This window comes from Tsukamurella ocularis (genome assembly GCF_965138335.1).
GTDB classification, from domain to species: domain Bacteria; phylum Actinomycetota; class Actinomycetes; order Mycobacteriales; family Mycobacteriaceae; genus Tsukamurella; species Tsukamurella ocularis_A.
In genome coordinates this window covers 80,551-93,590 of the sequence record NZ_CBCSDV010000013.1, presented here as the reverse complement: position 1 = coordinate 93,590, position 13,040 = coordinate 80,551, and the positions used below count along the sequence as shown (strand labels likewise).

The following is a 13,040-nucleotide window of genomic DNA, read 5'->3' as shown; positions in this document are numbered from 1 at the left end:
GGCCGTGTCAGGAGCAGCTCTTCGCGGCCTGGTCGACGACGGCCGCGGAGGAGCGGTCGACGGACAGGCCGTACTCGCGGGCGACGAAGGAGAACTGGCGCGCGTACTGGCAGTGGAAGCGCTCGTTCGACGGCATCCAACGGCCCGGCGGAGAGTCGCGCTTGTTCTCGTTCGCCGGACCGTCCACCGCGACGAGGTTGCGCGGGTCGTTGGCGAACGCCGCGCGTTTCGCGTCGTCCCACGACCACGCACCCATGTCCCAGGCGTAGGCCAGCGCGATCACGTGGTCGATCTGGACCTTCGCGGAGGTCTTCGCGCCGCGCTCGAAGCGGATGGTCGTGCCGCCGTACGGGTCGGCCAGTACGCCCGTCGCGACGGCCCGGGGGCACGCCGAGGTGCGGACGTAGGTCTTGTCCTTCAGGTCGCGGTCGAGCACGTCGTTGCGGGTGTCGCAGCCGTTGTGCCCGAGCGGCGCCGACTGGTCGTCGGTCCACGCCTTCCCGAAGGCGGCGCGCCGGTAGGGCTGCGGGGCGCGTTCGCGGGCGGCGACGATCCGGACGCCGGCGAGCGGCGCACCGTCGGACATCGTGGTCGAGGGGTCCGCCGGGCCGGCGCCGGGCTCGGCGCCGGACCGGTCCAGGTACGCCCCGATCGCGACGAAGACGGCCGTGGACGTGACGAGGACGAGCGCGAGCCACGACCGCCTGGACAGGCTGCGAGTGGTTCTCCGGCGGGACACGAGCGCAACGTAACACCGGCCACCGACGATTCCTGCGGCCCCGTATTCTCGGACCATGAGCACGCCCACCGCCTCCGACGCCACCGCCGACGCCGAACTGCAGGCCGCGACCGCCGCGGTCGAGGAGGCGGCCCGCGCCGCCCGCGCCGCCTCGAAGCAGCTGATCACGCTGACCACCGAGCAGAAGAACACCGCGCTGCACGCCGCCGCCGACGCCCTGCTGGCGAACAAGGAGCGCATCCTCGCGGCGAACGCCGAGGACGTCGAGCGCGCGCGTGCCGCCGGCACCGAGGAATCGCTCATCGACCGGCTCGCGCTCACCGAGGCCCGGGTCGACGGCATCGCCTCCGGCCTGCGCCAGGTCGCCGGCCTGCCGGACCCCGTCGGGAACGTCCTGCGCGGATCGACCCTGCCCAACGGCCTCGAGCTGCGGCAGGTCGCCGTGCCGCTCGGCGTGGTCGGCATCGTCTACGAGGCGCGGCCGAACGTCACCGTCGACGCCTTCGGGCTCACCCTCAAGTCGGGTAACGCCGTGCTGCTGCGCGGGTCCAGCTCGGCGGCCTCGTCGAACGCGGCCCTAGTGGCCGTGCTGCGCGAGTCCCTGGCGGCGAGCGGCATCACGCCCGACGCGGTCGCGCTGCTCTCCGCCGACTCCCGCGCCAGCGTCACCGCGCTGATCCGTGCCCGGGGCCTCGTCGACGTGGTCATCCCGCGCGGCGGCGCCGGGCTCATCGCGGCCGTGGTGCGCGACGCGACCGTGCCCACCATCGAGACCGGCACGGGTAACTGCCACATCTACGTCCACCCCGCCGCCGACCTCGACATGGCGGAGGAGATCGTGCTCAACGCCAAGACCCGCCGCCCCAGCGTGTGCAACACCGTCGAGACCGTGCTCGTGGATCGCGCGCTCGCCGACACCTTCCTGCCCCGCCTGCTCGGCACCTTCCAGGCCGAGGGCGTGATCGTGCACGGCGACGAGACCGGCATGGTGCCCGCCACCGAGACCGACTGGGCCGACGAGTACCTCAGCCTCGACATCGCGGTGAAGCTCGTCGACGGGCTGGATCAGGCGATCGAGCACATCGACCGGTACGGCACCGGGCACACCGAGGCGATCGTCACCGGCGACCTGGCCGCTGCGCGCGCCTTCACCACCCGCGTCGACGCCGCCGCCGTCATGGTCAACGCCTCCACCGCCTTCACCGACGGCGAGCAGTTCGGCTTCGGCGCCGAGATCGGGATCTCGACGCAGAAGCTGCACGCCCGCGGCCCGATGGGCCTCCCGGAACTCACCTCCACCAAGTGGATCGCGTGGGGTGACGGGCACGTCCGGCCCCGGTAATCCCGACCCCGCTCACACCCGGCGCGCGGCCCGGTAGGTTGTCGCCATGGCAATCAACGAGTCCCTCGAATTCGACATCGACGCCCCGGTCACGCTGGTCATCGACACGCTCGCCGACGTCGAGGCCCTGCCGGACTGGTCGTCGGCGCACAGCAACGTCAAGGTCGTCGAGCGCGACGCGAACGGCCGGCCCAGCGTGGTCGACGCCTCCGTCGGTCTCATGATGTTCAGCGACAACCTGACCTTCGACTACGTCTTCACCGACGTCAGCTGCAAGTGGGACACCCGCAACGAGGGCACCGCCGTGCGCAGCCAGGGCGGCATCTACGAGCTCTCGCCCAAGGGCGACGACCAGACCCACGTCAAGGTCACGATGTACCTCGACCCCAAGGTCAAGGCGCCCGGCTTCGTGGTGAAGAAGGGCATCAAGCTCGCCATGGACATCATCAAGAACGGCCTGACCAAAGAGGTCATGAAGCGCAAGGCCGCCGCCTGACGGTCCGCCGCCGGGCTCCGTTCGGTGGGCCCGGCGGCACCGCTAGATTGTTGCAATGGCAATCAATGAGAAGGTCGAGTTCGAGATCGACGCCCCCGCGGCACTCGCCTACGCGACGCTGCTGGACGTCGAATCCCTCCCCGCATGGTCGTCCTCGCACAAGAGCGTGACCGTCGTCGAGCGCAACGCGGCGGGCGATCCCAGCCTCGTCGCGGTCGAGGCCGGCATGGTCGGCATCAGCGACAGCATGCGCTTCCACTACGAGTTCACGCCCGAGACCAGAGTCGCCTGGCAGTCGGCGGGCGAGGGCAGGGCCGTCCGGTCCCAGGGCGGGTACTACCAGCTCACGCCCATCGGTGACGACAGGGTGCACGTCGTCTGCGATATGAACATCGACCTCAAGATCACGCTGCCCGGCTTCGTCGTGCGCAGGGGTGTGAAGATGAGTGCAGAGATCGCGTCGAAGGGCTTCTCGAAGGAGGTCCTCAAACGGAAGGCTGCACGCTGAGCATCGACATCACGACCCCCGCGCCCACGGCCCTCTTCACCAGCGTCGACGACGTCGCCGCGGCGCTGCGCGAGACGGGCTACATCCCCTCGGTCGCCACCGCCACGGCCGTCTTCCTGGCCGACAAGCTCGGTAAGCCGCTGCTGGTGGAGGGTCCGGCCGGCGTCGGCAAGACCGAGCTGGCCCGCGCCTGCTCGCAGGCCCGCGCCGCCCGCTTCGTCCGGCTGCAGTGCTACGAGGGCATCGACGAGGCGCGTGCGCTCTACGAGTGGAACCACGCGAAGCAGATCCTGCGCATCCAGTCCTCGGGGAACGACGGCGACTGGGACGACACCAAGCAGGACGTCTTCTCCGAGGAGTTCCTCCTCCCGCGGCCGCTCCTGCAGGCGGTGCGCGAGGGCGGTCCGTCGGTCCTGCTGATCGACGAGGCCGACAAGGCCGACCTCGAATTCGAGGGCCTGCTGCTCGAGGTCCTCTCGGACTACGCGGTGACGGTGCCCGAGCTCGGCACCATCGTCGCGCAGCGCAAGCCGCTGGTGTTCCTCACCTCCAACGCCACCCGCGAGCTGTCGGAGGCGCTCAAGCGCCGCTGCCTCTACCTGCACATCGACTTCCCGGACGCCGAGCTGGAGCTGTCGATCATCCGCAGCCGGGTCCCCGACCTGCCGACCGAGGTCGCGCAGCAGCTGCTGCGGGTCATCTCCACGCTGCGCGCGCTGGACCTGAAGAAGAAGCCCTCCGTCTCCGAGACGCTGGACTGGTGCCGCACGCTGCTCGCGCTCGGCGTGACGGGCAGCGCGAGCGGGTCCATCGACAAGGCGGCGCTCCGCTCGACGCTCGGCGTGGTGCTCAAGCACCAGGTCGACATCGAGACCGCCGCCACGGCGCTGGGCCTGTCATGACGTCCACCGTCGGCACGCCGCTCGATCAGCATCTGCACGCCTTCGTGCGGACGCTGCGCGAGCGCGGCATGGCCATCGGCCCGGGTGAGGCGATCACCGCCGCCGAGGTGCTGACGGTGCTCGACCTCACCGACCGCGGCCAACTCCGCGAGGGCCTCGCCGCCGTGCTCCTGCGGGAGCAGATGCACCGCAAGACCTTCGACGTGATCTTCGACCTGTACTTCCCGGTCCGCGGAGGCTTCGGCGCCGCGATCGGGCCCGACGGTGCCTCCGGGTCCGGCGGGGAGGGCTGCTCCGGCGCCCCGGGCGAGGCGCCCGATCAGGCCGACCCGCTCAAGATGCCGGCCGCCGACACCCCACCCGACCCGGACGCCGTCCGCGAGGCGCTGCGCCAGGAGGCCGTCGCCGCGCTCGTCGCCGGCGGCGACCACGACGGCATCGCGAGCCAGATCGTCGAGCAGCTGGGCGAGTACAACTCCGCCACGGGCACCGCCTTCTCCTCGTACCAGGCGCTCAAGGCCCTCAACCCGCAGACGCTCATCGCCGCCATCGCCAACGGCCTGCTCGCCGCCGCGGGCGAGGACGGCGCCGCGCCCGGCAGCTTCGAGTACGAGTCCGCCCGCCGGGTCGCACGCTCGCGCGTCGCCGGGCTCACGGAGCGGGTGCAGGAGCTCACGTCCGTCGCCATGGCCGCCCGACGGGGCCCCGAGGCGGTCGCGCAGTACGCCGCGCCGCAGCTGCCGGAGAACGTCGCCTTCTTCGCCGCTACCCGTACGGAGCTGCACCGCATGGAGCAGACCGTCCGGCCGCTCGCCCGACAGCTCTCCACCCGCTTGCTCGTGCGGCGGCGTCGCGCCCGCCGCGGCCCCATCGACCTGCGACGCACGCTGCGCAAGTCGATGTCGACCGGCGGCGTGCCGATCGATCTGGCGCACCGTCGACCCCGGCCCACCAAGCCCGAGCTCGTGCTCCTGTGCGACCTCTCGGGCTCGGTCGCGGGCTTCTCCAACTTCACGCTGCTGCTCACGCACGCGCTGAGCGCCGAGTTCTCCAAGATCCGGGTGTTCGGCTTCGTCGACTCCGTGGACGAGATCACCGACTACATCGACCCGTCGCGCACGCTCACCGTCGACACCGTGGTGGACATGTTCGACCGGGTGATCCGGGAGACCAACGTCGCGCGGTTCGGCGGCTCCGACTACGGCAACGTCCTGCGCACCTTCGTGCGTGACTTCCCCGACGCGGTCACCCACCGCGGCACCCTGCTGATCCTCGGCGACGCCCGGTCGAACCACACGGACCCCGCGCTCGCGGAACTCGATGAGCTCGTCGAGAAGGCGCGGCACGCCTTCTGGCTCAACCCCGAGCGGAAGGCGTCGTGGGGGACGGGCGACTCCGTCGCGGACAAGTACGGGCGGCTCATCGACATGTACGAGTGCCGCACCGCGGGGCAGCTGGCCGAGGTCATCGGGCGCCTGCTGCCCGTCTGACCCGGCAGGGGGATGCATAGGATGGTCCGTTATGCGTGAGTCCAGCACCGCCGGGCACCGCCGCGCCGGTGACAACGGTCGCCGCCGCGTCGGCGTCATGGGCGGGACCTTCGACCCGGTCCACCACGGCCACCTCGTGGCCGCGAGCGAGGTGGCGGACCGGTTCGACCTCGACGAGGTGATCTTCGTCCCCACCGGACGGCCGTGGCAGAAGAGCGAGGTCACGCCCGCCGAGGACCGGTACCTGATGACGGTCATCGCGACCGCCTCGAACCCGCGCTTCTCCGTCAGCCGCGTCGACATCGACCGCGGCGGCGACACCTACACCGTGGACACGCTGCGGGACCTGCACCGGCAGAACCCCGACACCGACCTGTTCTTCATCACGGGCGCCGACGCCCTCGCGTCGATCCTCAGCTGGCAGGACTGGGAGGAGCTGTTCGGCCTCGCGACCTTCATCGGCGTCTCCCGGCCGGGTTACCAGCTGGGCGCGGATCACCTGTCGGACGTGCCGAAGGATAGATTGTTCCTCGTGGAGGTGCCCGCGCTGGCCATCTCGTCGACCGAATGTCGCGCGCGCGCCGACTCCGGGCGGCCCGTCTGGTACCTGGTGCCCGACGGCGTGGTGCAGTACATCGCCAAGCGCGCTCTATACCAGAGCCGCCCGGCACCGGACAAGACCGTGAACCCAGGAGGATCATGACCGCATCCGATCAGGCCCGTACCCTCGCCGCCGTCGCGGCCCGTGCGGCCGACGACAAGCTCGCGACCGACGTCGTCGTGCTGGACGTCTCCGAGCAGCTCGTGCTGACCGAGGCCTTCGTCATCGCGTCCGCGGGCAACGAGCGGCAGGTGAACGCCATCGTCGAGGAGGTCGAGGACCAGCTCCGCGAGGCCGGCGTCAAGCCCACCCGCCGCGAGGGCGCCCGCGAGGGCCGCTGGGCGCTGCTGGACTTCCTCGACATCGTCGTGCACGTCTTCCACGAGGAGGAGCGCGAGTACTACGCCCTCGAGAAGCTGTGGAAGGACTGCCCGCGCATCGAGGTCGAGGGCCTGGGCGAGCACGCCCGGACCGAGGGTTCCGCGGGCACCGACGGGGACCGCGAGGGCGCCTGATGCACGTGGAGGACGGGCTCGACTCGTCGGTCGAGCGTCTGACCCCCATGGTGCGTCGGCTCATCCTGCTCCGGCACGGCCAGACCGCGTCGAACGCCGAGGGGCGCATGCAGGGCCAGCTCGACACCGATCTCACCGACCTCGGGCGGCGGCAGGCCCGCGCGGCGGCCGCAGCCCTCGCGGACCGCGACCCGATCGCGATCATCAGCTCGGACCTGCGCCGCGCCCGCGACACCGCGGACGCCGTGGCGGACGCGACGGGCGGCACCGTCGAGACCGACGTCCGGCTGCGGGAGACCATGCTGGGCGATTGGCAGGGCCGCACGCACGTCGAGGTGGACACCTACATGCCCGGAGCTCGCCGACGGTGGCGCGACGCCCCCGAGTGGGCGCCGCCCGGCGGCGAATCGCGGGTGGACGTGGCCGCGCGGTCGTACCCGCTGGTGACGGAGCTGACCGAGCGGCTGCCGGAGTGGGGATCGAGCGAGCGGCCCGTGATCCTGGTCGCGCACGGCGGGCTGATCGCCGCCCTGACGGCCCGGCTGCTGGACCTGCCCGTCGATCACTGGCCGGTGCTCGGCGGCCTCGGCAACTGCAGCTGGGTGCAGCTCTCCGCCCACGGCGACGCGACGCGGTGGCGGCTCGACGTGTGGAACACCTCGTCGGACGTCGACACCGCGCCCCAGTCGGTGCCCGAGGTCCAGTGAGCGATTCCCCGACCGGCACGCTCCTGGTGCTCAGCGACTCCCTGGGCTTCTACGGGCCCGAGGGTGCGCTGCCGACCTCCGACCCGCGGATCTGGCCCAATCTGGTGGCCGCGGAGCTGGGGCTGCGCTGTGAGCTCTTCGCCCGCGTCGGCTGGACCACGCGCGACGGCTGGTGGTGCGTGACGCAGGACCCGCGCGTCTGGGCGGCCGTGCCGACCGTCGAGGCGGCGGTGCTGGCGCTCGGCGGCATGGACTCGCTGCCCTCGCCGCTGCCGACCGCGATCCGCGAACAGATCCGCTACCTGCGGCCCGCGTCGCTGCGCGCTCGCGCCCGCGACGGCTACGCCGCGATCCAGAAGGTCTTCTCTCCGGTGGGCTGGCCGATGGCGCTCCCGCCGAAGGTCACCGTCGACTACCTCGGCAAGACCTACGACTCGCTGCGCTCGCTGCGGCCGGAGGCGCCGATCGCGCTGCTCGAACCGCCCACGCACCGGGCGCTCGCGTATTCCTTCGCGCATCCCGGGTGGGCGCGTACGCGGGAGGCGATGCGGGACTGGTCCGACGGCGCCGGCGTGCCGGCCGTCCCCCTGCGTGACCTGTGCGAGTGGTCGTTCGACCTGGGTATCAATAACATCGACGGGATCCACTGGTCGTTCGAGATGCACGAGCAGGTGGCGCAGCGGGTGCTGTGCGCGCTGCGGGGTGCGGAAGGGGGCGCGTCATGAGCGTCGTCGTGGTGACCGACGCCTCGGCCGCGATCGTCCCCGAGCGGGCCGCCGAGCTGGGCATCCGCATCCTCCCGCTGCACGTCCTGGCGGGCGAGAGCGAGTACATCGACTACGGCACCGGCTACCAGGCGGACCGGTTCGTCAAGGAGGGCGTGACCACCTCGGGACCGTCGGTGGGCGAGGTCCGCGAGGTGCTGGCCGCGGCGGTCGCCGAGGCGGAGGGCGACGGGGTCGTGGTGATCACCATGAGCTCGCACCTGAGCTCGACGTACTCGACGTCGGTGGCGCAGGCGGCGCTCATGGACGCCGGCATCACGGTGGTCGATTCGCGCAGCATCGACATGGCGATGGGCTTCGGCGTGCTGGAGGCCGCGCGGCTGGCCCGCGCCGGCGCGTCCGCCGACGAGGTCGCCGAGGCCGCGCGCCAGGTGCTCGACGGTGCGGAGGGCTTCTTCTGCGTCGCGACGCTCGACCACCTGCGGGCCGGCGGCCGCGTGAGCGCCCTCGCGAAGCTACTGGGCGGGGCGTTGCAGATCGTGCCCGTGCTGCGGCTGCAGGACGGGCGGATCGTCTCGGAGCGCAAGACCCGCACGGTCTCCCGCGCGCGCGACCAGCTCGCCGCGCTGGCCTCCCAGCACCTCGGGAACCGGCCGGCGCGGGTCGCGGTGCACCACGTCGAGGCGCTGGACGCGGCGGAGCACGTGGCGGAGCTGGTCCGCGGCGAGTTCCCGCAGCTCGAGGAGCTGGTGATCGGGCCCTTCGGCGGCACCATCGCGGCGCACCTCGGCCCCGGCGCGGTGGGCGTCGCCGTCGCTCCGGCGCTGGTCGACGAGGCGGGCCCGGCCTAGCACACCGCGCCGACGGCGCCGCCGCTTCTCGGCGGGTCATCCACAGGTTCGGGGTTATCCACAGGCGCCGCTGATTCCCGGTCCTCGGCGGGCTGTCCGACGGTGCCCTCGTCCTACGGTTCGACGCATGAACGGCGAACGAGAAGCGACCGAGGGTGGCGTCGCGGACGAGCAGATCTTCGCGCGGCCGGCGTGGCTGGACGAGTTCGCGCCCGATCGGCGCGGCGTCGACGGGCGGGACGGCGGCGGGCAGGACGAGGGTGGATTCGACCGCGGGGCCGCGCCGTCGCGCCGGGTGCGCATGGAGGACGACGACTTCTGGGACGACCAGGAGCCCGCGGGGTGGCGCTCCACGGTCGAGCGGGTGCGCACGACGCCGCGGGCCGCCGTCGCGCTCGTCGTGGTGGGGCTGATCGCCGCCGTCGTGGCGGCGGTGGCAGTGCTCGGGCCGGCGCGCGGCGGGGGCGGCGGCGCGTACCCCGTGGTCGATTTCGCGGGCGCTTCGTCGTCGGTCGAGCCGTCCGCCGCGGGACGGTCGGCGGCACCGGACGGATCCAGGACTGCGCCGGCGCCTGCTGCGGCGCCGTCGGAGCTGGTGGTGGCGGTCGTCGGGCTGGTCCGGGCGCCCGGCCTGCATCGCCTGCGGCCCGGCGCGCGGGTGGCGGACGCGCTCACCGCCGCCCGCGGCGCACTCGGCGGCGCCGACACCGCGAGCCTGAACCTGGCACAGCCGCTGCGTGACGGCGATCAGGTGGTCGTCGGTGCGGTGGATCCGAAAGCGGGAGTGACGCTGCGTAGTTCGGTCCGGTCGGGGTCCGCGGTCGCCGGTGCGCCGTCGGGTGCGCCGGGCGGCTCGGCGGGCGGCACCGGGGCCGCGGCGGTCGGTGCGGTCAACATCAACACCGCGACCGCGACGGAGCTGGACCGGTTGCCCGGGGTCGGCGCGGCGACGGCGGCCGCGATCATCGCGTACCGCGACAAGAACGGGCCGTTCCGCACCGTCGACGACCTCGGGAAGGTCAGCGGGATCGGCGACGCCAAGCTCGCCAAGATCAAGCCGATGGCCACGGTGTGACGTGCGCGAGCAGCTCGATCTGCGTCTGCTCCCGGCGGCGATCGTCTGCTGGGCCGCCGCGGCGATCGCGCTGATCTCCGCCGCGGCCGCCTGGTGGTCGGCCTCCGTCCTGGCGGCGGTGGCGGTGGGGGCCGCTACGGCGCTGCGGCGGGAGCCGCGGCCGGCAGTGCACGCGATCTGCCTCGTGATGCTGGCCGCGACCGGGTTGGGCGCGGGCGTCGCGGCGTCGGTCGCGGTGCGGGTGCACGACCGGGAGCGCGCCGCGATCGCCGACTACGACGGTGCGGGCTCGGTCGAGGTGGTGCTCGAGGTCGACGAGTGGCCGCGGCAGCGGTCCGGTGATCCGGGCGGGCATCTCGACGCGTCGCGGGTGCTGGTGCCCGCCACCGCGCTGGCGGTGCGCACCGACGCCGAGGTGCCGGCGCACGGGGGAGTCCTCCTGCTCGGCGCGACGCAGGACCTCGGCGGGCTCGTCCCGGGCGAGACGGTCGCGATCCGCGCGACGGTGCTCCGCAGCACCCGGCCGGGCCTCGTCGCCGCCGTCCTCGTCGGGTCGGGGGAGCCGACGACGCTCGGCCGCGCGCCGCCGTACTTCCGGGCGGCCGCCGCGGTTCNNCGNGCGNTGGCGGCGNTCGCCGCGGCCGCGCTGCCCGTGGACGCCGCCGGGCTCCTGCCCGCGCTCGTGCTGGGTGACGAATCCGCGACGCTGCCGACGGTGCGCGGCGACTTCCAGGACTCGGGCCTCACCCACCTGACGGCGGTGAGCGGCGCCAACTTCGCGATCATCGCGCTGTGCGTCCTCGGCCTGTGCGCCGCGGTGGGCCTCCCTCTCGCCGCCCGTGCCGCGGTCACGACGGTGGCGATCGTCGCCTTCGTGGGGCTGGTGGGGCCGACCGGGTCCGTGGTGCGGGCCGCGGTGATGGGGCTCGTCGGGGTGGCGGCGCTGGTGCTGCGCCGCGGGCGGCAGCCGCTGGTCGCCCTGTTCGCCGCGGTGGTGGTGCTCATGCTGGTGCGCCCGGCGTTGGCCCGCGACATCGGCTTCGCGCTGTCGGTGGCGGCGACGGCCGGGTTGGTGCTGTGGTCGCCGCTGCTGCGCGATCGCCTGGTGGTGGCGCGGGTGCCGGACACGCTCGCAGGCCTGCTGGCGGTCGCCCTCGTGGCGCAGGTGGTCACGCTGCCGCTCGTGATCGCCTTCTCCGGTCGCGTGCCGCTGGGCGGGGTGGCCGCGAACCTGTTGGCAGGGCCGGTGATCCCGGTGATCACGGTGGCGGGGACCCTCGCGGCCGTGGCGGCCCCGATCGCGGCGTCCGTGGCCGCGCTGGCGGTGCGGGCGACGGGCCCGGAGTTGTGGTGGGTGATCGCGGTCGCCCGGTGGTGCGCGCGGATCGGCGTCGTCGACGTGCCGGGTGGCGCGGCCACGGGTGTCGCGCTCGTCGTGGCGTGCGTCGTCGTCGGTGGGGTCTGGAAGTATGGGAGCCGTGGTGGACAGCGCGCGCGTACACGTGGTGGTGGGGACCGAGGGCCTCCTGGTGGAGCGGGCGGTCTCGGCGATCGTCGAGTCGGCGCGCGCGGCCGCGGGAGACGGCGGTATGGGGCTGCCCGGCGGGGCGGGTGACGCCGTGCCGGTCACCCGGATCCGCGCCGGCGATGTCGACCAGTCCGAGCTGGTGGAGCTGCTGAGCCCGTCGCTGTTCGCCGAGGAGCGCATCGTCGTCCTCGAGTCCGCGGGCGAGGCCGGCAAGGCCCCCGTCGACCTCATCGTGGAGGCGGCGAAGAACCCGCCGGACGGCATCACGCTGGTGATCGAGCACAGCGGTGGCGGCCGCGCGAAGTCGATGGTCGCGGCGCTGAAGAAGGCGGGGGCGGAGCTGGTCGAGGTCCCGACCATCACCTCCGCGCGCGACCGCGCGGACTTCGCCAAGTCCGAGTTCCGGGCGCAGAAGGTGCGCGTCTCCGACGAGCTGGTGGATCTGCTCGTGGACTCGGTGGGCAAGGACCTGCGCGAGCTCGCGGCGGCGATCGCGCAGCTCGTCGCCGATACGGGAGGCCGCGTGGACCTGGCCGCGGTGCACCGCTACTACGCGGGCCGCGCCGAGGTCACCGGCTTCGAGATCGCCGACAAGGCCGTCGCCGGGCAGGTCGCGGCCGCGCTGGAGGCGCTGCGCTGGGCCCAGCACCGGGGCACGCCGCACGTCCTCATCGCCGACGCGCTCGCGGACGCGGTGCACTCCGTCGCGCGGATCCGCGGCCTGGGCCGCACCCCCGACCAGTACCGGGACGCGGGGGAGCTGGGCATGGCGCCGTGGAAGGTGAAGAAAATGACGCAGGTCGCGCGACGGTGGCGCGCCGAGAACGTCGCCGGAGCGCTGCAGGCCGTGGCCGCCGCGAACGCCGACGTGAAGGGCCAGGCGGCGGATCCGGACTACGCGCTGGAGATCGCGGTCCGCAGGGTCGCCACGCTCGCGGGCTGATCCTGGGCGCGCCGGTCCGGGCCGGGTTCGGATACGCGAAAACCGCGCCGCTCCAGTCCCGGCCCGCGTGGTGCCGGTGGGTGGTGCGGCGCGGTGATACGCGCGTCTAGCGGAAGATCAGAGCTTGTTGAGAGCCAGCGAGAGCGCCGACTTCTTGTTGGCGGCCTGGTTGGCGTGGATGACGCCGGCGCTGGCGGCCTTGTCGAGCTGGCGGCTGGTGCTCACGAGGAGCTCGCCGGCCTTGGCCTTGTCCCCGGCCTCGACGGCCTCGCGGAAGTGGCGGATGGCGGTACGCAGCGACGACTTCGCCGACTGGTTGCGCAGGCGGTTGCGCTCGTTGGTCTTGATCCGCTTGATCTGGGACTTGATGTTGGCCACGCGTTCAAACTCTCTTGTCTCGAAAGGGGCAGCCGGTACTGACTGCCGACGTACCAGGTTACCAGCGGCCCGGACACAACCCAAATCGCGGCACCGCCTGCGGGAACGCCGTTCGACACCCACATTGCCACGGCGTGAACGAGAGCGCTGCCGAAACCGCGCCGGTGCGGCACGATGGCCGGGTGACCCCGCAGAAACAGGCCAAGTCCGGCACCACGGGACGCACGTCGGCGTCCGCGA

The 13,040-nt window shown here is 72.9% G+C and carries 14 protein-coding genes and 1 pseudogene; 13 read left to right on the top strand and 2 right to left on the bottom strand.

Features of this window, described 5'->3' with window-relative positions; genetic code table 11:
• Nucleotides 1–7: 7 nt before the first annotated feature.
• The gene (locus ACNAYW_RS13545) at nt 8–712 is read right to left on the bottom strand and encodes an HNH endonuclease family protein (RefSeq protein ID WP_415850242.1); all 705 of its coding nucleotides are present in this window, start codon (nt 710–712) and stop codon (nt 8–10) included.
• An 82-nt stretch (nt 713–794) separates the two neighbouring features.
• Here ACNAYW_RS13545 and ACNAYW_RS13540 point away from each other — a divergent pair, with 82 nt between their 5' ends.
• From ACNAYW_RS13540 to holA, 13 genes and pseudogenes are all read left to right on the top strand, one after another.
• A complete protein-coding gene (locus ACNAYW_RS13540) occupies nt 795–2,081 on the top strand; it encodes a glutamate-5-semialdehyde dehydrogenase (RefSeq protein ID WP_415850208.1) in 1,287 nt (428 codons plus the stop codon).
• 46 nt (nt 2,082–2,127) lie between these two features.
• Complete coding sequence (locus ACNAYW_RS13535; protein ID WP_415850207.1) at nt 2,128–2,577, top strand: SRPBCC family protein; 450 nt, start codon at nt 2,128–2,130, stop codon at nt 2,575–2,577.
• Between the two features lie 55 nt (nt 2,578–2,632).
• The gene (locus tag ACNAYW_RS13530; protein WP_415850206.1) at nt 2,633–3,085 is read left to right on the top strand and encodes an SRPBCC family protein; all 453 of its coding nucleotides are present in this window, start codon (nt 2,633–2,635) and stop codon (nt 3,083–3,085) included.
• Nucleotides 3,086–3,087: 2 nt separating this feature from the next.
• Entirely contained in the window at nt 3,088–3,987 is a 900-nt protein-coding gene (locus ACNAYW_RS13525; protein ID WP_415850241.1) for an AAA family ATPase, read from the top strand.
• Nucleotides 3,984–5,477: a vWA domain-containing protein gene (locus tag ACNAYW_RS13520; protein WP_415850205.1), complete on the top strand. Its 1,494-nt coding sequence runs from the start codon at nt 3,984–3,986 to the stop codon at nt 5,475–5,477. The genes ACNAYW_RS13525 and ACNAYW_RS13520 overlap by 4 nt, the downstream gene beginning before the upstream one ends.
• Nucleotides 5,478–5,508: 31 nt before the next feature.
• The gene (gene nadD / locus ACNAYW_RS13515) at nt 5,509–6,180 is read left to right on the top strand and encodes a nicotinate-nucleotide adenylyltransferase (RefSeq protein WP_415850204.1); all 672 of its coding nucleotides are present in this window, start codon (nt 5,509–5,511) and stop codon (nt 6,178–6,180) included.
• A complete protein-coding gene (gene rsfS / locus ACNAYW_RS13510; protein WP_415850203.1) occupies nt 6,177–6,593 on the top strand; it encodes a ribosome silencing factor in 417 nt (138 codons plus the stop codon). Before nadD ends, rsfS begins: the two co-directional genes overlap by 4 nt.
• Complete coding sequence (locus ACNAYW_RS13505) at nt 6,593–7,300, top strand: histidine phosphatase family protein (protein WP_415850202.1); 708 nt, start codon at nt 6,593–6,595, stop codon at nt 7,298–7,300. The genes rsfS and ACNAYW_RS13505 overlap by 1 nt, the downstream gene beginning before the upstream one ends.
• Nucleotides 7,297–8,025 (top strand): diglucosylglycerate octanoyltransferase, encoded by a 729-nt coding sequence (gene octT / locus ACNAYW_RS13500; protein ID WP_415850201.1) that lies wholly within the window; start codon nt 7,297–7,299, stop codon nt 8,023–8,025. Before ACNAYW_RS13505 ends, octT begins: the two co-directional genes overlap by 4 nt.
• Nucleotides 8,022–8,876 carry a DegV family protein gene (locus tag ACNAYW_RS13495; RefSeq protein ID WP_415850200.1) on the top strand — a complete coding sequence of 285 codons (855 nt, stop codon included), beginning with the start codon at nt 8,022–8,024 and terminating at the stop codon, nt 8,874–8,876. The genes octT and ACNAYW_RS13495 overlap by 4 nt, the downstream gene beginning before the upstream one ends.
• A 127-nt stretch (nt 8,877–9,003) precedes the next feature.
• Nucleotides 9,004–9,951, top strand: coding sequence for a helix-hairpin-helix domain-containing protein (locus ACNAYW_RS13490; RefSeq protein ID WP_415850199.1), 948 nt, complete (start codon nt 9,004–9,006; stop codon nt 9,949–9,951).
• Nucleotides 9,952–10,603: 652 nt separating this feature from the next.
• Nucleotides 10,604–11,407, top strand: a pseudogene (locus ACNAYW_RS13485) (ComEC/Rec2 family competence protein); the annotation flags it as partial.
• A 25-nt stretch (nt 11,408–11,432) separates the two neighbouring features.
• Nucleotides 11,433–12,422, top strand: a complete 990-nt coding sequence (holA, locus tag ACNAYW_RS13480) for a DNA polymerase III subunit delta (protein ID WP_415850240.1) — start codon at nt 11,433–11,435, stop codon at nt 12,420–12,422.
• 117 nt (nt 12,423–12,539) lie between these two features.
• On the opposite strand, the gene rpsT is transcribed toward holA, so the two are convergent.
• On the bottom strand, nt 12,540–12,800 hold the full coding sequence (gene rpsT, locus ACNAYW_RS13475; protein WP_068572410.1) for a 30S ribosomal protein S20: 261 nt from the start codon (nt 12,798–12,800) through the stop codon (nt 12,540–12,542).
• Between the last annotated feature and the right edge of the window lie 240 nt (nt 12,801–13,040).